At 61.1% G+C, this 22894-nt stretch carries 20 protein-coding genes; 14 read left to right on the top strand and 6 right to left on the bottom strand.

Translation table 11 applies throughout. The features are described 5' to 3' along the window. Positions 1–142: 142 nt before the first annotated feature. Entirely contained in the window at positions 143–631 is a 489-nt protein-coding gene (bkdR, locus tag PSH73_RS15675; RefSeq protein ID WP_057439415.1) for a Bkd operon transcriptional regulator BkdR, read from the top strand. A gap of 1 nt (position 632) precedes the next feature. Here bkdR and PSH73_RS15670 read toward each other — a convergent pair whose 3' ends face one another. Then, the gene (locus PSH73_RS15670; RefSeq protein WP_128593641.1) at positions 633–1508 is read right to left on the bottom strand and encodes a tyrosinase family protein; all 876 of its coding nucleotides are present in this window, start codon (positions 1506–1508) and stop codon (positions 633–635) included. 494 nt (positions 1509–2002) lie between these two features. Between PSH73_RS15670 and PSH73_RS15665 the strand changes: the two genes are divergently transcribed. Next, positions 2003–3628: a methyl-accepting chemotaxis protein gene (locus tag PSH73_RS15665; RefSeq protein ID WP_198799386.1), complete on the top strand. Its 1626-nt coding sequence runs from the start codon at positions 2003–2005 to the stop codon at positions 3626–3628. A gap of 46 nt (positions 3629–3674) precedes the next feature. After that, positions 3675–4898 carry an HD-GYP domain-containing protein gene (locus PSH73_RS15660; protein WP_198799385.1) on the top strand — a complete coding sequence of 408 codons (1224 nt, stop codon included), beginning with the start codon at positions 3675–3677 and terminating at the stop codon, positions 4896–4898. A 15-nt stretch (positions 4899–4913) separates the two neighbouring features. On the opposite strand, the gene PSH73_RS15655 is transcribed toward PSH73_RS15660, so the two are convergent. Continuing rightward, positions 4914–5777, bottom strand: a complete 864-nt coding sequence (locus PSH73_RS15655; RefSeq protein WP_198799384.1) for an MBL fold metallo-hydrolase — start codon at positions 5775–5777, stop codon at positions 4914–4916. A gap of 93 nt (positions 5778–5870) precedes the next feature. Between PSH73_RS15655 and PSH73_RS15650 the strand changes: the two genes are divergently transcribed. The 6 genes from PSH73_RS15650 (at position 5871) to PSH73_RS15625 (ending at position 13216) form a co-directional block, all read left to right on the top strand. After that, entirely contained in the window at positions 5871–6206 is a 336-nt protein-coding gene (locus PSH73_RS15650) for a helix-turn-helix transcriptional regulator (RefSeq protein ID WP_032860171.1), read from the top strand. A 54-nt stretch (positions 6207–6260) separates the two neighbouring features. After that, complete coding sequence (locus PSH73_RS15645) at positions 6261–7505, top strand: FAD/NAD(P)-binding oxidoreductase (RefSeq protein ID WP_198799383.1); 1245 nt, start codon at positions 6261–6263, stop codon at positions 7503–7505. 9 nt (positions 7506–7514) lie between these two features. After that, positions 7515–8318 (top strand): sulfite exporter TauE/SafE family protein, encoded by an 804-nt coding sequence (locus tag PSH73_RS15640; RefSeq protein WP_057439411.1) that lies wholly within the window; start codon positions 7515–7517, stop codon positions 8316–8318. Positions 8319–8471: 153 nt separating this feature from the next. After that, positions 8472–9647, top strand: a complete 1176-nt coding sequence (locus tag PSH73_RS15635; RefSeq protein ID WP_057960082.1) for a porin — start codon at positions 8472–8474, stop codon at positions 9645–9647. 175 nt (positions 9648–9822) lie between these two features. Continuing rightward, positions 9823–10986, top strand: coding sequence for a nitric oxide-sensing protein NosP (gene nosP, locus PSH73_RS15630; RefSeq protein ID WP_198799382.1), 1164 nt, complete (start codon positions 9823–9825; stop codon positions 10984–10986). Continuing rightward, positions 10916–13216: a PAS domain-containing hybrid sensor histidine kinase/response regulator gene (locus PSH73_RS15625; protein WP_120733526.1), complete on the top strand. Its 2301-nt coding sequence runs from the start codon at positions 10916–10918 to the stop codon at positions 13214–13216. Before nosP ends, PSH73_RS15625 begins: the two co-directional genes overlap by 71 nt. Positions 13217–13724: 508 nt before the next feature. Here PSH73_RS15625 and PSH73_RS15620 read toward each other — a convergent pair. Beyond that, entirely contained in the window at positions 13725–14390 is a 666-nt protein-coding gene (locus PSH73_RS15620; RefSeq protein WP_029296512.1) for a response regulator transcription factor, read from the bottom strand. Positions 14391–14417: 27 nt separating this feature from the next. Further along, positions 14418–14972, bottom strand: a complete 555-nt coding sequence (locus PSH73_RS15615; protein ID WP_115128522.1) for a PQQ-dependent catabolism-associated CXXCW motif protein — start codon at positions 14970–14972, stop codon at positions 14418–14420. A 275-nt stretch (positions 14973–15247) separates the two neighbouring features. On the opposite strand from PSH73_RS15615, the gene PSH73_RS15610 reads away from it, so the two are divergent. Continuing rightward, the gene (locus tag PSH73_RS15610; RefSeq protein WP_200656901.1) at positions 15248–15874 is read left to right on the top strand and encodes a response regulator transcription factor; all 627 of its coding nucleotides are present in this window, start codon (positions 15248–15250) and stop codon (positions 15872–15874) included. Positions 15875–15916: 42 nt separating this feature from the next. Here the strand turns inward: PSH73_RS15610 and PSH73_RS15605 are convergent, their stop codons facing one another. Further along, complete coding sequence (locus PSH73_RS15605) at positions 15917–16564, bottom strand: pentapeptide repeat-containing protein (protein WP_120733525.1); 648 nt, start codon at positions 16562–16564, stop codon at positions 15917–15919. A gap of 87 nt (positions 16565–16651) precedes the next feature. Next, positions 16652–18544, bottom strand: a complete 1893-nt coding sequence (exaA, locus tag PSH73_RS15600) for a quinoprotein ethanol dehydrogenase (protein WP_057960074.1) — start codon at positions 18542–18544, stop codon at positions 16652–16654. Positions 18545–18798: 254 nt separating this feature from the next. On the opposite strand from exaA, the gene pedF reads away from it, so the two are divergent. From pedF to PSH73_RS15580, 4 genes are read left to right on the top strand one after another with little or no spacing between them, the layout of a single operon-like run. Continuing rightward, the gene (gene pedF, locus PSH73_RS15595; RefSeq protein ID WP_057439405.1) at positions 18799–19260 is read left to right on the top strand and encodes a cytochrome c-550 PedF; all 462 of its coding nucleotides are present in this window, start codon (positions 18799–18801) and stop codon (positions 19258–19260) included. Between the two features lie 3 nt (positions 19261–19263). Further along, the gene (locus PSH73_RS15590) at positions 19264–20019 is read left to right on the top strand and encodes a quinoprotein dehydrogenase-associated SoxYZ-like carrier (RefSeq protein ID WP_057439404.1); all 756 of its coding nucleotides are present in this window, start codon (positions 19264–19266) and stop codon (positions 20017–20019) included. Further along, positions 20016–20942 (top strand): quinoprotein relay system zinc metallohydrolase 1, encoded by a 927-nt coding sequence (locus PSH73_RS15585; protein WP_169990361.1) that lies wholly within the window; start codon positions 20016–20018, stop codon positions 20940–20942. Before PSH73_RS15590 ends, PSH73_RS15585 begins: the two co-directional genes overlap by 4 nt. A 26-nt stretch (positions 20943–20968) precedes the next feature. After that, complete coding sequence (locus tag PSH73_RS15580) at positions 20969–22489, top strand: aldehyde dehydrogenase family protein (protein ID WP_057439402.1); 1521 nt, start codon at positions 20969–20971, stop codon at positions 22487–22489. Positions 22490–22894 lie beyond the last annotated feature (405 nt).

Raw genomic sequence — 22894 nt, 5'->3', positions numbered from 1 at the left:
GTCAGTCCCCGGGTAGGAGAAATCTTGTCCTACAACAATCATAGGCCGGGGCGTGGAGAATATTTATCTCTGTTTGGTTGCGCCTGAGATCATTTGAGGATAAAAAATCTGCATAAACATAATAAACAGGTGGTTTTGTCTCATGCGCAAGCTGGACCGTATTGATATCGGGATTCTCAACAGCCTTCAGGAGAATGCCCGCATCACCAACGCCGACCTCGCACGTTCGGTCAACCTGTCGCCCACGCCGTGTTTCAACCGGGTCAAGGCGATGGAAGAATTGGGCTTGATCCGTGACCAGGTCACGCTGCTGGACGCCGATTTGCTGGGGCTGCATGTCAATGTGTTTATCCACGTCAGCCTGGAAAAGCAGAACGAGGAAGCCCTGCAGCAATTCGAGGGGGCGATTTCCGACCGGCCGGAGGTGATGGAGTGCTACCTGATGGCCGGCGACCCGGACTACCTGATCCGGGTGCTGGTGCCGACCATCCAGTCGTTGGAGCGCTTTATGATGGATTTTCTGACCAAGGTGCCGGGTGTGGCGAACATCCGCTCGAGCTTTGCACTCAAGCAGGTGCGCTACAAGACCGCGCTGCCGCTGCCGGCCAATGGTTTGAACCTAGGCAGCTGACTTATTCATAACGGTAGTCAAGTTGCTCAAGGTCCAGGGTCTGCCTGACGGTCCAGCGCTCTGGCCAGGGTGCCGGTTCGTTTGGCGGGTTGAACACCAGGCTTGAGTCCAGCACGCCGTTGGGGGCGTCAGCCCTGGGCTGGAACGGCTCGCTGATCGGATGCTGCTGGCGCCACTGCTCCCACAGAAAGTCCAGATGGCAATGGTGCAGGAAAAACAGCGGGTCATTGGAAGAGGAGGCGGTGGTCATATCGCCGCCGATCCAGGCATGAACCCTGTTGTGCAATCGGTCTTCACTGACATTTTCCCAACCTCCGGAGGCTTCAGCCACGGGGACTTGCCAGTACGGGGTGCGCGCTAACGTTGAAATCACTTCCAGGGGGCCTGGCAAGGGCTGCTCGGGATTTGCCCCCAGGTCGCGACGCAGACCCTGATCACCCGAATTGTCGTCCCACACCTTGAGTTCGAATGCGCCGTTGAACACGGAAAATGGGCCGGTGGTGACACGTTGGTTTTGCATGTTGTCGCCGTTGCCCCCCATGAAATCGGCGGTGAAGGGGTTGCTGCGACCCTCTAGCTGCCAATCCCAATAGGGCAGGGTGATAGACGGATCATTTGCGGCGGCTTTGAGCGCCAGTTCGAACTGCCGAATCAGGATCCGGTGCCAGGGATAGAACAGCGGGCTTTGGTGGGGGTTGGGGACCAGTGGGTTGGGCCCGCCCATAGAGTTGCGATGGACCTGCACGAAATCGTCATAGCGGCTCTGCAGGCCGGGGCGCAGGACACTTGGAACGTCGTTCTTGAGCCGCAGAATGGCGGTGACAAAGGCTCGTTTCTGCTCCCCGGTCAGGTCGCGGTGGTTGCGTCGGATGTCCATGTTTCAGATGCTCCATAGAATGTGGGTTCCTGGAGTATCCGTGGGGGAGGCAGCGGAATGTGGTGTATAGATCTTCCTCTCGTAACGTCGGTAATACGCAATTGTTTCTATTCATACGAGGCGATGTGACTGATAGCGATCATCTGGAAGTGTCTGGTGAGCAAGCCATTATTATAAAAAACGCTTGTCCTTATGGGCAGTAAGGTATCTGCTAAGCTCATGTCTTATTCGGAAGAGCGAGTCATAGAGAATGAGAAACTAGTCCATCTGGCTATTTAAGGCTCTAAGGGTGCTCGCCCGTCTGTTATCGTCGCGGCGTATTCTTGGTCTACTTGACTTATATGAGTAGTTAGCTAAGTAGTGGTTTGCGTGATTTTTTGTTTGTCGGCTCCATAAAACAACGATAGGCCTACATTTTTTTCACAGAACGCTCCACACACTGATGCCATCGAGGCTGTAAAAGTCCTTGAGCCAGTAAGCCTAGGGGAATTGCCATGTCAATGAGATCCATAAGATTGAACTCCCGTACCACCCTGTGTTTTGGCGTGGTGTGCCTGTTGCTTTTAATACAAGGCGCGATGACCCTGGTGAAAGTTGACAAAGTCTATTCGTCCACTGTGCAAATAGAAACTAACTGGCTACCCAGCATTCGTCAGGCTGGAAAGATGGAAAGTACGTTATTGAAACTTCGCTTGGAGTTGCGCAGGTTTGCACTGGATGCTAATCGGCTAAGTTCAACTTCGGTCGCTGCTGTTAAAGAGGCGAGTAGTGCGCTGGTTAAAGTAACCAATGAGTATGCTTCGTTTGTATCCAGTCCCGAAGAAAAGAATAAATATGATCAAGTCATACGGGATATACAGGCCTATAACCTGAAAGTTGATGAGTTGCTGGCCATGGACAGTTCACATTCGGCTGCTGACTTGAGTGTGTTTTTTAGAGATTACACCAGCCCTCTGGCCGTTAAGCTGCAGTCCATGATTGGGGAATTGTTGGCTATCAACGAAACGGGTGGGCAGGCCGCAGTGGCCACTGCGGCCCATGAATATGATGCTGCCCGATTGTTCACATTGATCCTGATGTTAGCTTCGGTGCTGTTGACCATTGTGGTCGCCCGACTGTTCACCAAAAGTATCATCACGCCGGTTGGCGAACTGTTGGCCGCGACGGCGAAGATTGCCCAGGGAGACTTGCGTGTCGCCATCCAGATCAGCGGCAAGGACGAACTGACCGACCTGCAACAGTCCACTGCAGCCATGCAGATGAGTTTGAAAAGTACTTTGCAGCATATATCCGAAGCATCCGGCCAACTGGCATCGGCTGCTGAAGAGATGAGTTCGATCACCAAGGAGTCCAGTGCCGGTATTGAACGACAAAGTATGGAGACCGATCAGGCCGCCACGGCGGTCAATGAGATGACTGCCGCGGTAGAAGAAGTGGCGCGTAATGCGGTGTCGGCCTCCCAGTCGACCCAGGACTCCCAACGCTCGGCAAAAGTCGGCCAGGAGCGGGTGACCCAGACCATCGCTTCGATTGAAAAATTGAGCGCCACCGTCCAGCAAACCGGGGTCGAAGTAGAGGGGCTGGCCAAACAGGCCCAGGACATTGCAAGGGTGGTGGAAGTCATCCGCTCCATTGCCGAGCAAACCAACCTGCTGGCCCTGAATGCGGCCATCGAAGCGGCCCGGGCCGGCGAGCAGGGGCGTGGCTTTGCGGTGGTGGCCGACGAGGTCAGGGCGTTGGCCCATAGAACGCAGACCTCGACCCAGGAAATCGAACAGATGATCGCGAAGATCCAGAGCTGTTCCAGTGAGGCGGTGCTCTCGATGGGGCTGAACCGAACTGAAGCCGTGGATTCGTTGAAGATCGCCCATGAAGCGGGTGCGGCCATTACTCAAATCACCCATGCGATCGAGGATATCAACGAGCGAAACCTGCTGATCGCCACCGCGTCGGAAGAGCAGGCCCACGTCGCACGCTCTGTCGACCAGAACCTCATCAGCATTCGTGACCTGTCTATCCAGAGCTCGTCGGCCGCCAGTCAAACCTCGATCGCCAGTAATGAACTGTCGAAGCTGGCGATTGATCTCAAACAGATTGTTTCGAGGTTCTCGGTGAACTGAGCCGAGTCGGGCAGGTTGTTTGATCTTGAACTGTGAGGTAATGCCTATGTTGAAATGCATTCCTACTTCGCAAGTCAGGTTGGGTATGTACGTCCAGAAGCTCAACGGCGCCTGGACTGACCATGGTTTTTGGAAAAACAGTTTTTTGCTGACCCGTCTGCAAGACCTGCAGCGTTTGCGTCAGTCACAGGTGCAGAGCCTGTGGATTGATACCGAGAAGGGGGACGACGTGCTGCCGGACGAGCTGCCGCGTTCGCCAGCTGTTACCTCAACGGTCGCTGCACTGGCGCAATCTGCGGTGCCCCCGCGTGTTGATATGAAGGTCGAGGTGGCGCGTGCCGTCAAGGTGTGCGCGCGGGCCAAGAGTGCCGTCGTCGAAATGTTCAGTGACTTGCGCATGGGGGGCGCGATCGACCCTACTCGCGTGGTTAGCCTGGTGGATGAAATTTCCCAGTCGATTTTGCGCCACCCCCATGCCTTGATCAGCCTGGCCCGGTTGAAGCGGGCCGATGAATACACCTATATGCATTCGGTCGCGGTCAGTGGCTTGATGATCGCGTTGGCCAGGCAGTTGGGGCTGTCGCCGGCATTGGTCCAGGAAGCAGGGCTGGCAGGGTTGTTCCATGACGTGGGGAAAATGGCCATCCCGGAGGGCATTTTAAGCAAGGCCGGCAAGCTGACTGAGGCGGAGTTCGAGATTGTGCGCAGCCATCCCCAGGAGGGGGTGAACATGTTGCGCAACAGCCCGCATATCAGCGCCCTGGTATTGGATGTGTGCTTGCATCACCATGAAAAGTGCAACGGCGAGGGTTATCCCCACGGCCTGCGCCAGGATCAGATCAGCTTGTTTGCACACATGGGCGCTGTGTGTGATGTGTACGATGCGGTGACCTCAGAGCGGCCTTATAAACAAGGCTGGGGGCCGGCCGATGCCATTCAGAAAATGGCCGAGTGGAAAGGCCATTTCGATGAGCGGGTGTTCCAGGCGTTTGTCCGGTGCATGGGGATTTACCCGGTGGGCGCCTTGGTGCGCCTGGAGAGCGGGCGTATCGGTGTGGTGATTGAGCAAAGCCAGAAGTCGTTGCTCACGCCACGGGTCAAAGTGTTCTTTTCGGCGCGCTCCCGCTTGCCCATTATCCAGGTGGTGGTGAACCTGGCCGAGCAGCGCGACAAGATTGTCGCTCGCGAGAGCATCGAGGACTGGGGCTTCAAGCATATCGACGAGCTTTGGTCAGGCTTGCCCAAGCCCAAGGGCTCTTACTTCAGTTGAGCCCGATGTGCCGTGTCACAGCTGGTTGATCGGGATTTTCAGGTACACCACGCCATTGTCTTCCGCCGGCGGCATATTCCCCGCTCGTACATTCACCTGGATCGCCGGCAGCAACAGCGTCGGCATGCCCAGCCCGGCATCACGGGTGGTGCGCATTTGCACAAATGCCGCTTCATCCACCCCGTCATGCACATGGATATTGCTCGCTCGCTGTTCAGCCACGCTGGTCAGGCATTTGGCCTCGCGGCCCTCGGGTGGATAGTCATGGCACACGTACAGCCGGGTGTCGCCGGGGAAGGCCAGCAACTTGCGCATCGAGGCATACAACTGGCGCGCATCGCCGCCAGGGAAGTCACAGCGGGCGGTGCCCACGTCGGGCATGAACAGGGTGTCGCCCACCAGGATCAACTGGTCGTCGATCAGGTAGGCCATGTCTGCCGGGGTATGGCCGGGCACGTGCAGGGCCTGGGCCTTGAGGTTGCCGATGTGGAACACCTCGTCGGGGGCGAACAGATGGTCGAACTGCGAACCGTCAACGCGAAACGCCGGCTCCAGGTTGAACAGGTGCTTGAACACGCTCTGCACCTGGCTGATGGACTGGCCAATGGCGATTTTGCCGCCCAAGGCACGGCGCAGGTACGGCGCGGCGGACAGGTGGTCGGCGTGGGCGTGGGTTTCCAGCAGCCATTGCACCTGCAAGCCATGGGCCTGGACGAACGCCACGACGTGGTCGGCCTGGCGCGTGTCGGTGCGTCCGGACGCGGGGTCGTAGTTGAGCACCGAGTCGACAATGGCACAGGGTCCACCGTCCGCTTCATAGACGATGTAGGTCCAGGTCGACGAGGCCTCGTCCAGGAAGGGTTGAATCAGCGCAGGCATGACGGTTGTCCCTGATGGCTAAAAAAAGCGTGATATTCACTTTATGTTTAAACATAATGTTTTGAGCTTAAGTGAGAGAAAGGACCGAAGCAAATGGAATCCAGTCTGAGTGAAGGTGAAGTCGCCCAGTTGCGTGCGTCTGCGTCCAAGGCCTGTACCTTGCTCAAGGCCCTGGCCAATGAGGACCGGCTACTGATCCTCTGCCAGTTGACCCAGGGCGAGCGCAATGTGGGTGAGCTGGAAACCATGACCGGCGTGCGCCAGCCGACGTTGTCCCAGCAACTGGGAATCCTGCGCGACGAAGGGCTGGTGGCGACCCGTCGTGAAGGCAAGTACATCTTTTACGGGTTGGCCAGCCACGAAGTGATTCAAGTGATGAAAACCCTCTCCGGGCTGTACTGCGGGGCGGTGATAAAAAGCTGGGCGTGACGCCATACGGCAACGACCCTTGTGTGCATTGTTGAAATAAGAAAGGCCAGGACTATGAACGACCAACACTGGGGACCGACCATCAGTGGCGACATCGTGGTCATCGGCGGCGGCTCGGCAGGCATCGGCCTGCTGGCCAGCCTGCTCAAGCGCGACCCGCAGCTCAATATCATCCTGATTGAACCCAGCGCCGAACATTACTACCAACCCGCCTGGACCCTGGTGGGCGGTGGCGCCCATGACATCCGCAAGACCATGCGCCCCATGGCCCGGGTATTGCCCGACGGCGTGACCTGGGTGCAGGCGGCGGTCAGTCAGTTGCTGCCCGACGAGCAGGCCCTGGTGCTCGACAGCGGCCAGCGTGTGACCTGGAATAACCTCATCGTCTGCCCCGGCCTGCGCCTGGCCTGGGAGAAAATCCAAGGCCTGGAGCAGACCCTGGGCCACAACGGCGTTACGTCCAACTACAGCTACCAGCACGCGCCCTACACCTGGCAACTGGTGCAGCAGCTCAAGGGTGGCAAGGCGATCTTTACCCAGCCGGCCATGCCGATCAAATGCGCAGGGGCGCCGCAAAAGGCCATGTACCTGTCTTGCGATCATTGGCTCAAGCAAGGTGACCTGAACACCATCGACGTCGAATTCAACCTGGCCGGCGCCGCGCTGTTTGGCGTGGCAACCTTTGTGCCGCCGTTGATGAACTATGTCGAGAAATATGGCGTGCAGTTGGCCTTCAATTCCAACCTGATCAAGGTCGATGGCCCGGCGCGCAAGGCCTGGTTCGAGGTCAAGGACGCCGAAGGCAATACCAGCGTCGAAGAAAAATCCTTCGACATGCTGCACGTCGTCCCGCCGCAAGTGGCCCCGGACTTTATCCGCCACAGCCCACTGGCCGACGCCGCTGGCTGGTGCGAGGTCGACCCCCACAGCCTGCAACAGGTGCGTTACCCGCACATCTTCGCCCTGGGCGATGTGTGCTCCACCAGCAATGCCAAGACGGCGGCGGCGGTGCGCAAGCAAATCGTGGTGGTCGCCGAGAACTTGCTGGCCCTGCGCAGACAGGCGCCATTGCCGCTCAAATACGACGGTTATGGCTCCTGCCCGTTGACGGTGGAGAAGGGCAAGGTGGTGCTGGCCGAGTTCGGTTATGGCGGCCGGCTGCTGCCGACCTTTCCCCTCGACCCGACGGTGGCGCGACGCTCGGCGTGGTTTTTGAAGGCGACGCTGCTGCCGTGGTTCTACTGGAACGGCATGCTCAAGGGCCGCGAATGGCTGACCCGTCTGGCCAAGGTGGAGTGAGAGAACCCTATGCTGCTGGCAAGTTTTTTTGGCGTGTTCATGGGGCTGGTGATGGGCCTGACCGGGGCCGGGGGCGGGATCCTGGGGGTGCCGGCGTTGGTGCTGGGGCTGGGCTTGACCATGACCCAAGCGGCCCCGGTGTCATTGTTCGCCGTGGGGGCGGCGGCAGCGGTGGGGGCGATTGATGGCTTGCGCCATGGCCTGGTGCGGTACCGCGCGGCGTTGCTGATTGCCTTGCTTGGCGCCCTGTTTTCGCCGCTGGGGGTGTTCTTCGCCCATCAGTTGCCGGACAAGATCCTGATGGGCCTGTTCAGCGCGCTGATGGTGCTGGTGGCGTGGCGCATGTTGCGGCGCGAAAAGCTCGAGGCCGGCCCCAGCGACCATGGCGCCGCGTCCTGGGGGCAGAAGAACTGCATGCTCGATCAGCAGACCGGGCGGTTTTCCTGGACCGCCAAATGCACCGCGACCCTGGCCGCCCTCGGTGCGGTGACCGGTGCGGTATCGGGCCTGCTGGGGGTGGGCGGCGGTTTTCTGATCGTGCCGGCGTTCAAGCAACTGACCGATGTGCAGATGCGCGGGATTGTCGCCACCTCGCTGATGGTGATCAGCCTGATTTCGCTGATTGGTGTGGTCGGCGCGTTCCATGCCGGGGTGGTGATCGACACCCTCGGCTGGGTGTTTATTGGTGCCAGCATCGTCGGCATGCTCATCGGCCGGCGCCTGGGCTCGCTGATTCCGGCGCGGGCCTTGCAAATCGGCTTTGCCAGCCTGTGTATCGTGGTGGCAGGCGGGATGTTGTTCAACGCCCTTTGACCCCAACCCCGCGCCTACCGGTGTAAGCCTTAAGTGGCGGGCCCTCGGCGCCCTCCAAAGCACCGCGCATTTCCCTCCAAGGCAGCGTTTAACCGCGCTGCCTGGCTTTCGATAATCGCCTCCGACACCCAGACCCCCGTCGCGGAGCGCGCCATGCATAACAATAAGAACTTCCCCCGTCGTTTGTTGCCAGCCTTTATCGCCAGCCTCGGTTTGAGCTCGGTGGCCCAGGCCGAGATCGTGCTGTACGACAAGGACCAAACCACCTTCTCCACCGATGGCTACGTCAACGCCTTCTACGTCAACAGCGATGTGGACCGTGCCGGCGAGCAATACGACCGGCGCCAGTCGCGGGTGAAAATGGGCTTTTTGCCCAACTACCTGGGCTTCAACATGGGCAAGCAGGTCGATGACCTCAAGCTCGGCGCCCGTGCCTCGTTCTGGGTGACCATCAACGACAGTGAAACCAACGGCACCGACACCGCCATCGACGTGCGCCAGTTCTACGGCACCGTGGCCAACCCCGAGTGGGGTGAAGTGCTGATCGGCAAGGACTTCGGCCTGTTCGCCCGTTCCAACATCCTGCTCGACGAACTGCTCGCCGGCTATGGCCAGGTCAGCGACAGCCTGGGCCTGGTGGACGGCGGCGGAGTATCGTTCGGCAATATCGGCAGTGGCTACCCGTACCCGTTCCCCACCTCGCAAATCACCTACCGCACCCCGGTAATGGACGGCCTGCGGGTGGCCGTGGGCATCATGGACCCGGTCGACACCAACGACAGCAGCCCGCTGGGCAAGGCCTACCAGAAGAACCCACGTACCGAGAGCGAGATCACCTACCAGTTCGACGTGGGCGGGGCGAAGATCTACAGCTGGCTCAACGGCAGCTACCAGACCTCGGACAACACCGACTCTACCGTCGAGTCGGTGACCTCCAAGGGCCTGGGCTATGGGGTGCAGGCGAAGATGGGCGGCTTGTCGCTCACCGGCTCCGGCTTCCAGGCCAAGGGCATCAACCCGTTCTTCACCAACAACGCCGGGGAGGCCACCTTGCGTAATGTCGACAGCAATGGCTACCTGCTGCAGGGCTCCTACAAATTGGGCAAGAACCGCCTGGCGCTGTCCTACGGCAAGACCAAGGACGACGGCAACGGCGTGGTCGGCAGCGGCGCCGACTACGAAACCCGGGGCATTGCCCTGTTCCATGACATCAACGACAACCTGAAGCTGGTGGCCGAGTACAACCAGTTCGAGATCAGCGGCCACGACACCAGTGCGCAGAATGAAGACACCGATACCTTTGCCGTAGGCGCGGTGCTGACCTGGTAATGATCTGGAACACGGTCAAACGTGTGGGAGCCAGCTCCCACACAAAGCCAGTTCCCACTGAGATTCATCTGTTGCCCGGTGGCTCTCATCCCATCGAAGCCCCGACCCAGTACCCAAGTAGCATAGGTCGCCACCCCGCGCGTTCGTACACTTGAGCTTCAACGGGGAGATGACCATGCAACAGGTGCACAGCGAAGGCGTAGTCACAGCCATGTCCCAGGCCAGCGATGCGCAGCTGGTGGCCGATGAGCTGGCGTGCCAGTTGTTGCACCCGTACCTGGGGTTCGTGCTGTTCTTCTGCTCTGCCACCTATGACCTGCAGGCCCTCGGCCAGGCCCTGCAACACAGTTTCGGTGGTGTCCGCGTGGTGGGTTGCACCAGCGCCGGCGAGATCACGCCCCAGGGTTACGGGCGCAATTGCGTGACGGCGGTGGGGTTTGACCATGCGCACTTTTCCATTGCCACCGAACTGATCGACCAGGTCGAGCACTTCAGCCTGATCGACGCGCAACAAATGGTCGAACGCCTGGTGGGTGGCTGTCGCAGCAACACCCTGGCCCCGATCAAGGGCAACAGCTTTGCCTTGACCCTGCTCGACGGCCTGTCCAGCCGCGAAGAAATGGTCCTCGCCGCCCTGAGCGCAGCGCTCGGCGATATCCCGCATTTCGGCGGTTCGGCCGGCGATGACAACCACCTGACCCACACCCACGTGTATTTCGACGGCGCCTTCCACAGCGGCGCGGCTGTCGTGGTGCTGGTCAATACCTGGCTGGACTTCGAGGTGTTCACCACCCACCACATCCTGCCCTTGGCACACAAACTGGTGGTGACAGGGGCGGACAGCGCGTCGCGGCGGGTCTTTGAGTTGAATGCCGAACCTGCCGCCGAGGAGTACGCACGGCATATCGGCGTGGCCGTTGCACAGTTGGATCACCGGATCTTCGCCGCCCATCCGTTGGCGGTGCGTATCAACGAGCAGTACTACGTGCGGGCGATCCAGCAGGTCCACGATGACTTGAGCCTGAGTTTCTACTGCGCGGTGGAAAACGGCATCGTCCTCACCGCCATGACCCCGGGGCCGATCCTGCCCAACCTGCAGACCCTGTTCGACGGCCTGCAAGCGCGTCTCGGCGACCTGCTGCTGACCATCGGCTGCGACTGTTTCCTGCGGCGCCTGGAGCTGGAAGAGCACGGCACCCTGGAGCCGATCGGCGCCTTTTTGCGTGAGCAACGGGTGATGGGGTTCAACACCTACGGAGAACAGTTCAATGGCATGCACATCAACCAGACCTTTACCGGGGTCGCCATTGCCCGTGGTCGAAGCTCTGGACAGCGCTGAACTGCACGCGCAGATCCGCGCCCTGCAGCAGGACAATCGCAAGCTGGCGCGGATCAACGCCGCGCTGATCGAGCGCGTCGAGTCCGGCGCGACCCGTGGCAACGACCCTTATGCGGCGTTCCAGCATTCGGTGGTGCTGGCCGAGCAGGTGCGCGAACGTACCGACGCGCTCAACCAGGCGATGGCCGAACTCAAGGCCAGCAACCATCTGCTGCGCGATGCACGGCTGCGCGCGGAAACCGCCCACCAGCATTTGATTGATGCCATCGAGAGCATTTCCGATGCCTTTGTGCTGTTCGACCAGCACCAACATATTGTGTTGTTCAACAGCCGCTTCCAGGGGTTCTGGAGCAACAGCCCGGTGCAGATTGTCGCGGGCATGGGCCTGCGTGAGGTCAAACGGCTGATGACGGTCAACGGCCTGTTCACCGAAGAGGCCCACGGGCACGCTGATGAAACCCTGTTTTACCGTCTGGATAACGGCCGTTGGCTGCAAGTCAGCGAGCGGCCGACCCAGGACGGTGGGCGGGTGATTCTGTTTACCGACATCACTGACGTCAAACTGGCGGAAACCCTGCGTCGTGAACAGGCCGTCGCGCAGAAATCCCAGGAAAGCGAACGCTGGATCCGCCTGATCACCGACCATGTGCCGGCGTTGATTGCCTACCTCAATGCCGATCTGGTCTACGAGTTCACCAACAAGGTCTACGAGCAATGGTATTGCTGGGCGCAGGGCGCGATGCTCGGCAAAAGCCTGCGCCAGGCCCACAGCGAACAGCATTACCAGCGCCTGGAGGCCTACGTGGCGCAGGCGCTGGCGGGGGAGAGCGTGACCTTCGAGTTCGCCGAAACCAATATCAACCATCAGGAGCGCTACATGCTGCGTTCCTATGTGCCCAACCGCCTGGCCAGTGGCGAGGTGGTGGGGATCTTTGTGCTGATCCGCGACATCACCGAACGCCGGCGCACCGCCGAGGCCCTGCACCAGGCTTATCAGAACCTGGAACTGCGAGTGCGCGAGCGCACCGCCGAACTGACTTCGCTCAACGACCAACTGCTGCAGGAAATCGACGAGCGCCGCCGCGTGGAGTCGCGCCTGCGCGAAGCCAAGCTGGAAGCCGAGCAGGCCAACCTGTCGAAAACCAAGTTTCTGGCGGCGGTCAGCCATGACCTGCTGCAACCGCTGAATGCCGCCCGCTTGTTTACCGGGGCCTTGCTGGAGCGGCGTGACCCGGTGGCCAACGAGACCCTGGTGCGCAACGTCAGCAATTCCCTGGAGGACGTGGAAAACCTGCTGGGCACCCTGGTGGATATTTCCAAGCTCGACGCCGGGGTGATCAAGGCCGATATCGCACCGTTTGCCTTGAGCGAACTGCTGGACAACCTCGCCGCCGAATACACCCAAGTGGCGCGCAGCGAAGGTTTGCAGCTGCACTTTATTGGCTGCTCGGCCCTGGTGCGCAGCGATATCCAGTTGCTCGCCAGAATCTTGCGCAACCTGTTGAGCAATGCCATCCGCTACACCTACGGCGGGCGCGTGGTGCTGGGTTGTCGGCGTGAGCATCAGCGGTTGTCGATCCAGGTCTGGGACACCGGCATGGGCATCGCCGAGGAGCGCCTGGAGGAGATTTTCCAGGAGTTCAAGCGCGGCGATGTGCAACGCCCGGACCAGGATCGTGGGTTGGGCCTGGGGTTGGCGATTGTGGAAAAAATTGCGCGGATCCTCGGGCACCGGATCAGCGTGCGCTCCTGGCCGGGACGGGGCTCGATGTTCAGTGTGGAGGTGCCGTTGAGCAGCACCGCACCCAGGGTCTTGCCTATGCCGGTGATGAGTGAGCCGATGCTGGAGCGTTTGCAGGGCGCCCGGGTGTGGGTGCTGGATAACGACGCGGCGATCTGTGCCGGTATGCGTACCTTGCTCGAAGGCTGGGGCTGCCAGGTGATTACCGCCTTGTCCGAACAGGACCTGGCACGCCAGGTGGATAACTACCATGCCCAGGCGGACTTGCTGATTGCTGATTACCACCTGGATGACGAACAGAACGGCGTGGACGCGGTGGCCAGGATCAATGCGCGGCGGGCCAGTGCCATTCCGGCGATGATGATCACCGCCAATTACAGCAACGAACTGAAACTGCAGATCCGCGAGCTGGGGCATACCCTGATGCACAAGCCGGTGCGGCCGATGAAACTCAAGACTGCCATGAGCCACCTCTTGGGCCGTCCCTGACATGCCCTCGATCAAAATGTGGGAGCGGGCTTGCCCGCGATAGCGGTGGGTCAGGCAAATAAATGCTGAATGACACACCGTTATCGTGGCGTAGGTATCTACACAGGTCTTTTCTGGGGGGGGTGTACATATCCGTTGCTGCGGTCATGGCCACTTAGGGTTCCGCCCTTACGGCGGCTCACTTTTGGAAAAGAGCCCGGAGTGCCGGCCCAGCCAAAAGTAACCAAAAGGGCTCTTGCCCCACCACTCGGCACCTCGCCTAGGCTCGGTGTGCCCGTCATCCGACATTGATTTGGGGGGCCGCCGCGATGGGCCATCCATGGCCCAGCGCGGCTAACCCGGCGTCCTGCCGGGTTACCCCCCAAATCAAAATCGGATGACGGCCAGCGTGGTTTAACGGGGCGCCTCAGATCAAGATCAAGATCAAAAGCAAAGCGAGGCGGCCTTAAAGCCGACCTGATCTTTGAATCGTACGCGTACCCCTGTGGGAGCTCAGTTGTAAGGAAAATCAGCGCCGCAGGTAGGAGCCGAAGTCGATATCTCCAGCGCTAAGGATCGCCTGCACCCGGTTATGTACGTTCAACTTGCGCAGAATCGCCGACACATGGGCCTTCACCGTGGTCTCGGCAATTTCCAGGGTGTAGGCAATCTGCTTGTTCGACTCGCCCTTGGTCATCCGCTCCAACACCAGCAACTGTTTGCGTGTAAGGGCCTGCAGCAGTTCCGGGGCGAAGGCCGGGTTGTCGTGCATGCGCCGCTGGCCGGGGTTTTTCTGGGTGCGGATGATGTCGGGCGGCAGGTATACGTTGCCATTGAGGATCTGCTGGATCGCTTCGGTCATCTGCGCCCGTGGCGAGGATTTGGTGATAAAGCCCACCGCGCCATAGGTGATGGCTTGCAGCACGATCTGCTTGTCCTGTTCGGCCGAGACGATCACCACCGGTATGGTCGGCGCTTCGTTGCGCAGGTTGATCAGGCCGTTGAGGCCGTGCATGCCGGGCATGTTCAGGTCCAGCAGGATCAGGTCGAGGTCGTCGTGCTCCTGGGTCAGGGCCAGGGCGCTGTCCAGGTCGGCAGTTTCCATCACTTCGCTGCCGGCAAAACCGTCGCTGATGACGTTATGGATCGCTTCGCGAAACAGCGGGTGATCGTCGGCAATCAGAATTTTATACATGGCCGTTCACCTTTTTATTGTGATGTTTCAGGGGGCAAGCTCAAAGGGCTCTGGGTGTGCCGCGGCGACGGGCAGCTTGGCGGCCTCCCACGCGTCCAGGCCATCGCGATACCAATACACAGTGTTATAGCCCAAGGCTTTGGCCCGTTTTACCGCGTTCCAACTCAACCAGCAATCGGCGCGGCAGTAGAACACCAAGGGGTGGGCAAGGTGACCGTCGGTGTAGGTGTACAGGTGGCGGGCAAAGTAGCTCTGCCACTCGGGCGTCAGCTCGCCATCGCCGGTATTGGCCAGCCAATGGCTGCCGGGCAGGTTGGCGTGGGGCAGGTCTTCGATGAACTGGCCGTGCAGCCATTGCCGGCGGTAAACGTCGATCAGCACCGGGCGCGGTTGTTGCGCCAGCAGGGTTTGCAGGGCCTGGGTATCGACGATGGTCGCGCCCGGCAGGTGTTCGGGGGTGGGACTGCGATAGAGGTTGATGCGGTAACCGTCGCGGGAAAACAGCGCGGTTGGCGGCTGGGCAGCAGCCAGCAGCGGGGTCAGCGACAGCACGGCAGCCAGAGTCAGTCGGGCGGGCAGCATGGCAGGTACGATCCTTATAGTTATGCGTCTATTACATGCCAGTCGCGCTGCCTTGGGAATGCGACGATAGACAGCAAAACCAGTACCAAAGTAGTAAATCAGCCGGCGCTTGAGGGCTCTAGCATGAAAGTACCGGTCATCCTCAGGAGTTGTACGATCATGCGAATTCTCAAGGCGCTGCTCTTGCCGTTTTTGCTGATTGTCAGCCTGATCGGCGTGGACAAGCTCCACGGCCCGCGACCGGCGCCGCTGTTGGTGATGCCGGCGCATGCCTCATGAATATCCTGTTGGTAGACAAGCACGCCGTGGTGCGCCTGGGTTACAGCAGCCTGTTGCGGGCGCTGCTACCGGGCGTGGAGGTGCGCGAGGCGGGCACTGGCGAAGAGGCGCTGGCGCGGGTGCAGGAGGCGGTGCCGAACCTGGTGATCATCGGTTTTGGCCTGCCGGGCATCAGCGGCCTGGAGACCACTCGCCGCCTGCGCCAGCGCCTGCCGCAATTGCGCGTGCTGTTTTTCAGCCAGCATCAGGAGCTGCCCCTGGTACGCCAGGCCCTGGAGGCCGGTGCGTCGGGCTATATCACCAAGGGCGCGACGCCTGCGGTGATGAATGAAGCGGTGCAGCGCATTCTCGACGGCCACACCTATATCGAACAGGCCCTGGCCACCGAGCTGGCCTACCACCCGGTCGATCATCGCCTGCAGGGCATGACGGCCCGTGAGCTGGAGATTTTCCTGATGCTGGCCAAGGGCACACCCACCCGGGCCATTGCCGATCAACTGAGTATCAGCAGCAAGACCGTGTCCAATCACCTGACCTTGCTCAAGAGCAAATTGCAGGTCAGCTCCCATGCGGAGCTGGTGCATGTGGGGATTGATATGGGCGTGGTGCGGGCGGCGGGATAAGTCGCTCCTCTGCGGGAGCCGGCAAGCCCGCTCCTGCAAAAGTTAACGATCCCAGGTGGTGGGGCAGTCCTTGCAGCCCTCCATATTCGCGTCCTGGAAGTTTGCATAGTGCTGGCGGCTGCCGGTGAGGGTGGCCTGTTCCAGGTTGCTTTCACCGAACTTGGCCTCTTGCAGGTTGGCGTCGCTCAGGTCCGCACCTTGCAGGTCGGCTTTGCTCATCCAAGTCATTTCCAGGTCTGCTGCACGCAGGTTGGCCTTGTGCAGCTTGGCCCCCGACAACCGCGCAAATTGCAGGTAAGCCGCGCTGAGGTTGGCGTTTTCAAATTGCGCGCCCTGGGCAAACATGCCCCAGCCTTGCACGGCCATCAAAGTGGCCCCGCTGAAATCTGCCAGGCGCAGGTTGGCTTGCTGCAGGCTGGCGCGGGTCAGGTTGGCGCCTTGCAGTTGGGCTTTTTCCAGGTTGGCCAGGTCGAGGTTCGCGTGGCGCAGGTCGGCCTCGCGCAGATCGGCCCCGGCCAGGTTCATTTTGCTCAAGTCCTGGTTGCGCAGGTTGGCGCCCTTGAGGTTGGCGCCGGGGCATTGGCTGTGGGGGGCGAGGGTGCAGCCGTTGATGACCAGGGGTTGATCGTCGCCGTCGTCGGCGTAGGCCAGAGGGAGGGAGAGCAGGAGTAGCAGGGGCAGGTAGTTCATGGCAGGGACCTCGTGGTGGCCGTTGGGGCGCGGAGCGCCCTGGGAGGCATTCCCACGCAGAGCGTGGGAACGATCATCAACGGGGGGTTATTTTTGCGCGGTTTTGTTATCCCAGCTCGGGATTTTGAAGACCCAGAACGACCCGCCCTGTGCCACCGGTTTGGTCAGCTCGGCCATGTCGCCGCCCCACAACGGCACGGCGCCGCCGTAGCCAACGGTCACGCCGATATATTGCTCGCCATCCTGATCCCAGGTGATCGGTGGGGAGACGATGCCGCTGCCGGTCTGGAACTTCCACAGCTCCTTGCCGGTTTTTGCGTCGAAGGCTTTGAAGAAACCGTCGCCGGTGCCGGTGAACACCAGGTTGCCCTTGGTCGCCAGCACGCCGGCCCACAATGGCAGGGCCTCCTTGTGCTCCCACACCACCTTGCCGGTGGTCGGGTTCATCGCGCGCAGGGTGCCGACGTGGTCGTCATACATGCGCTTGATACGGAAGCCCATGCCCAGGTACGCCGAACCCTTCTTGTAGTTGACCTCTTCGGTCCAGTATTCCTCTTTCCACTGGTTGCCGGGGATGTAGAACAGGCCGGTGTCCTGGCTGTAGGCCATGGGGTTCCAGTTCTTGCCACCGAGGAACGGCGGCGAGACTTCCACCGGCTTGCCCTTGGTTTCACCCGGCAGCGGCTTGGCCGGACGCTGGCCTTCGTTTTCCACGGGGCGGCCGGTCTTCAGGTCGATATGACTGGCCCAGGTGATGTTGTCGACGAACGGGAAGGCGTTCTGCAGCTTGCCGTTGTTACGGTCCACCACGTAGAAGAAGCCGTTGCGGTCAGCGTGGCCGGTAGCCTTGACCACTTTGCCGTCCTTGTCCTTGTAGTCGAACAGCACCAGTTCGTTGTTGCCGGAGAAGTCCCAGGCATCGTTTGGCGTGTGCTGGTAGAACCACTTCACTTCGCCGGTGCTTGGGTCGACACCCACTTGGCCTGAGGTATAGAGGCTGTCGAAGTCGTGAGGGTTGCCATCCTTGGAAGTACGCGCCCAGGTGTTCCACGGGCCGGGGTTGCCGGCGCCGACGATGATGGTGTTGGTCTCGGCATCGAAACTGGCGCTCTGCCAAGGGGCACCGCCGCCGTGGCTCCAGGCCTCGACCTTGCCGGTTTCGGTGGTCGGATCATCCGGCCAGGACGGTGCTTTCACATCGCCGGTGGTGGTGCTGTCCTTGCCATTCAGGCGGCCCATGTGGCCTTCGACGAACGGGCGCATCCACACTTCTTCGCCGGTGTCCGGGTCGCGGGCAAACAACTGGCCGACCACGCCGAATTCATCGCCGGAGCTGCCGTGGATCAGCAGGACCTTGCCGGTGACCTTGTCTTTGATCAGCACCGGGGCGCCGGTCATGGTGTAGCCGGCGGCGTGGTCGCCGAATTTCTTGTTCCACACCACTTTGCCGGTGTTTTTATCGAGGGCGATCAGGCGCGCATCGAGGGTGCCGAAGTAGATCTTGTCGCCAAAAATCGCGGCCCCGCGGTTGACCACGTCACAGCACGGGCGAATGTTGTCGGGCAGGCGGTGGTTGTAGGTCCACAGGCGCTTGCCGGTCTTGGCGTCGAGGGCGAACACCCGGGAGTAGGAGCCGGTGACATACACCACGCCGTCGTTGACGATGGCCTGGGACTCCTGGCCGCGCTGCTTCTCGTCACCGAACGAGTACGACCAGGCCGGGGTGAGCTTGAATACGTTCTTGTCGTTGACCTGGGCCAGGGGGCTCCAGCGCTGGGCGTTGGTGCCCATGCCGTATTGCAGCACGTCCTTGGTGGTCAGGTGGTCGTTGGCAATGTCTTCCCAGGTGACGTTGCGCGTCTGCTTTGCAGGTTCGGCAGCGGCGAAGCTCGCCGCACTCAAGGACAGGCTGCCGACCAGCAGGAAAGCCTGCACGGCAAGGCTCAGCGGCGAGAGGGCGGGTAGCGATCTTATTGTCATGGTTGCAGTTCCCAGTGGAGGTTTTGGCCTGCACAGGTTGCTGGCTGGACGGTGCCCGCGGATACGGAAAATATCCCGGTGTGGCCGGGACAATTTCCCGAACCGCATCTGATTTAGCAGGGGCCCGCAAGCCTTACTACGAAGGGAGTAGAGCCCGGCCACCAAAGCAGCATACGGGCCCTGGCGAGGCGTTCCTATGATGGTTGCCATAGCCTCTGTAGAGAGGTTTTGCGTGCAATCCTGAGGGGACAATAATGACAACAAAACGCAACGCCTTGCTGGTTGCCGGCCTGTTGGCCGGGGTGATCGGTGCAGGCTCCGTCTGGGCTCACGGCAACGTGACGCCAACTGCCGTGGAAACCCAAGGCCTGACCCCGATCAAGGACGCCGGCGTACCGCTGGATGCCGATGGCTGGGCGGCGGTGAACCCGTATCGCCAGTCGCCGGAACACGCCAAGGCCGTCGAAGTGGGGGCCTCGGCCTATAACCAGAACTGCGCCGCGTGCCACGGTCTGGAAGCCAAGTCCGGTGGGATCGCCCCCGACCTGCGCATGCTCGATGAGGGCGATGCCGGGGACGAATGGTTCGTCGAACGGGTGCGCCACGGCGCCGTGCGCGATGGTCGGGTGTACATGCCGAAAATGGCCGACTACTTGAGCCAGGAAGCCTTGTGGGCGGTACGCACTTATCTTGATAGCGTGCACGTCGAGGAGTAAGCCATGGGCTGGCGCGCACGTTGGCTGTTGGCTTGCTGGTTGCCAGTGGCCGCCTACGGGATGGACCCCGGCAAAGACCCGGTGCCATCGGTGATGTGGAGCTATTTCCACCAGCAGTTCCTCGGCAATGCGCCGTTTGTCTTTGATGAACGGGTCAAGCTGCTGGCGCCGCCATTTGCCGAAGATGCGCGGCAGGTGCCCCTGGAAATCGACGCTCGCGCCTTCAAGGGCCAGGTGGTGAAAATCATCGCCTGGGCCGAACTCAACCCACTGCCGAAAATCGTCGACTTCCAGCCGGGCGAGGGCGTGTTGCCGTGGCTGGCGATCCGCGTCCGGATCGAGCAGGCCACGCCGTTGCGCGCCGCCGTGTTGACCAAGGATGGCCTGTGGCATGTGGGGTCGACCCTGATCGACGCCGCCGGCGGCGGCTGTACCGCGCCCAGCGTGGTGCGCAGCCAGCCGGGCTGGGAAGAACACCTGGGGGAAGTGTTGGGCGGTCGTTACCCCCGCGAGGATTTCAGCCGACTGCGCCTGCAGGTAGCACACCCGATGGACAATGGCATGGTCAGCGGCATCCCTGAGTTCTACATCAACCACGCCGAACTGCGCGACGCCCAGGACCGGGTGTTGGCGCGCCTGGAGCTGTTCGCGGCGGTCAGCGAGAACCCCGACCTGGCGTTTGACCTGCAAGGCGCCGGGCCGGTGCGCCTGCTGTTGCGCGATACCAGCGGTAGTGAATTCGCCGGGGCCATCCCATGAAGTGGCTATTACTGCTGTTACTCGGCCTGGGCCTGCCCGCGCTGGCCGACCTCGACTACGCCCTCAAGCCCCGGCAGATCGCCGCCGACACCTGGCTGCTGGAAGGCAGCACGGATAATTTCGCCAGGGCCAACGGCGGCAACATCGTCAATACCGGGTTTATCGTGACCCAGGCCGGGGTGGTGGTGATCGACACCGGGCCGTCCCGGCGTTACGGCGAAGCATTGCGCCAGGCGATTGCCACGGTCACCGACAAGCCGGTGATCCAGGTCTTGTTGACCCATCATCACCCCGACCATGTGCTGGGCAACCAGGCGTTCAAGGATGTGCCGATCGCTGCGCTGGCAGGCACCACCACGCTGCTGCGCGAACAGGGCGATGGCATGGCGGAAAACATGTACCGCATGGTCGGCGACTGGATGCGCGGCACCGAAGTGCTGCTGCCCAGCCAGACGTTGAGCCCCGGAGTGCAGACCGTCGGCGGCCACGCTTTGCGATTGTTGAGCCTGAGCGGCCATACCGGCGCCGACCTGGCGATTTTCGACGAAACCACCGGCGTGCTGTTTGCCGGCGACCTGGTGTTTTACCAGCGCGCCCTGACCACCCCCAACACCCCGGGTCTGGCGGTATGGCTGGCGGATATCGCCACCCTGCAAGGCCTGCCCTGGAAACTGATCGTGCCCGGCCACGGCCCGGTGGCCAGCGATGCCCAACCCTTCGCACAAATGCGTGATTACCTGGGCTGGCTCGACCAGCTCATGGCCACCGGTGCTGCCAATGGCAGTGCCATGGGCGAGATGATCCGCAGCCCCATTCCCGAACGTTTTGCGGCCATCAGCCTGAGCCGCTACGAACTGATCCGCAGTGTCAGCCACCTGTATCCCCGCTATGAACGCGCTCAGATGCAACGGATAGATCAATAACAACATCCCCCGAAAGAGGCCTCATCATGATCTACGCACAACCTGGCACCCCCGGCGCCATCGTCACCTTCAAGCCGCGCTACGGTAACTTTATCGGTGGCGAGTTTGTGGCCCCGGTCAACGGTGAATACTTCACCAACACCTCGCCAGTGACTGGCGAGGTGATTGCCGAATTCCCGCGCTCCAGCGCCGCCGATATCGACAAGGCCCTGGACGCTGCGCATGCTGCCGCCGACGCCTGGGGCAAGACCTCGGCCCAGGACCGCGCCCTGGTGCTGCTGAAAATTGCCGACCGCATCGAGCAGCACCTGGAAGTGTTGGCCGTGACCGAGACCTGGGACAATGGCAAGGCCGTGCGCGAGACCCTGAATGCCGACGTGCCATTGGCCGCCGACCACTTCCGTTACTTCGCCGGCTGCATCCGCGCCCAGGAAGGCGGCGCCGCCGAGATCAACGAACTGACCGCGGCCTATCATTTCCATGAGCCCCTGGGCGTGGTCGGGCAGATCATCCCGTGGAACTTTCCGTTGCTGATGGCCGCCTGGAAACTCGCCCCGGCCCTGGCCGCCGGCAACTGCATCGTGCTCAAGCCGGCCGAGCAGACGCCGCTGTCGATCATGGTGTTTGCCGAACTGATCGCCGACCTGTTGCCGGCCGGCGTGTTGAACATCGTCCAGGGTTTTGGCCGCGAAGCCGGCGAGGCCCTGGCCACCAGCAAGCGCATCGCCAAGATCGCCTTTACCGGCTCCACCCCGGTGGGTGCGCACATCATGCATGCGGCGGCCGAGAACATTATTCCGTCCACCGTCGAGCTGGGCGGCAAGTCGCCGAATATCTTCTTTGAAGACATCATGCAGGCGGAGCCGGCCTTCATCGAGAAAGCCGCCGAGGGCCTGGTGCTGGCGTTCTTCAACCAGGGCGAAGTGTGCACCTGCCCGTCGCGGGCGCTGGTGCAGGAGTCGATCTACGAGCCATTCATGGCCGAGGTCATGAAGAAGATCGTCAAGATCAAGCGCGGCAACCCGCTGGACACCGAGACCATGGTCGGCGCCCAGGCGTCCGAGCAGCAGTACGACAAGATCCTCTCGTACCTGACCATCGCCCAGGAAGAGGGCGCCGAACTGCTGGCCGGTGGCGCCGCCGAACACCTGGCGGGCGACCTGTCCAGCGGCTATTACATCCAGCCGACTCTGCTCAAGGGCCACAACAAAATGCGCGTGTTCCAGGAAGAAATCTTCGGCCCGGTGGTGGGCGTGACCACCTTCAAGGACGAAGCCGAAGCCCTGGCGATTGCCAACGACAGCGAATTCGGCCTGGGTGCCGGGCTGTGGACCCGCGATATCAACCGCGCCTACCGCATGGGCCGGGCGATCAAGGCCGGGCGTGTGTGGACCAACTGCTATCACCTGTACCCGGCGCATGCTGCGTTTGGTGGCTACAAGAAGTCCGGGGTAGGGCGTGAGAACCACAAGATGATGCTTGATCATTACCAGCAGACCAAGAACCTGCTGGTGAGCTACGACATCAACCCGCTGGGGTTCTTCTGATTGCCTGATTGAACTGCCAGCTTCCACCCTTTGATGGGTAGGCATCAGCCGCCCTGCTTGAAATGCAATCAAGTGTGGGAGCTGGCTTGTCTGCGATAGCGGTTGTCCAGCTTGCATTATTGGCGGCTGACCTTCGGTCATCGCAGCATGAGTAGCTACACAACCCTCTTCTGGGTATGTGTACATATCCATTGCTGCGGTCACGGCCACTTAGGGTTCCGCCCTTACGGCGGGTCACTTTTGGAAAAGAGCCCGGAGTGCCGGCCCAGCCAAAAGTAACCAAAAGGGCTCCTGCCCCACCACTCGGCACCTCGCCCAGGCTCGGTGTGCCCGTCATCCGACATTGATTTGGGGGGCCGCCGCGATGGGCCATCCATGGCCCAGCGCGGCTAACCCGGCGTCCTG

The organism is Pseudomonas sp. FP2294 (genome assembly GCF_030687625.1).
Lineage (GTDB): Bacteria > Pseudomonadota > Gammaproteobacteria > Pseudomonadales > Pseudomonadaceae > Aquipseudomonas > Aquipseudomonas shahriarae.
The sequence above is the reverse complement of the archived record's forward strand: the minus strand, read 5'-3'. Positions and strand labels throughout refer to the sequence as shown.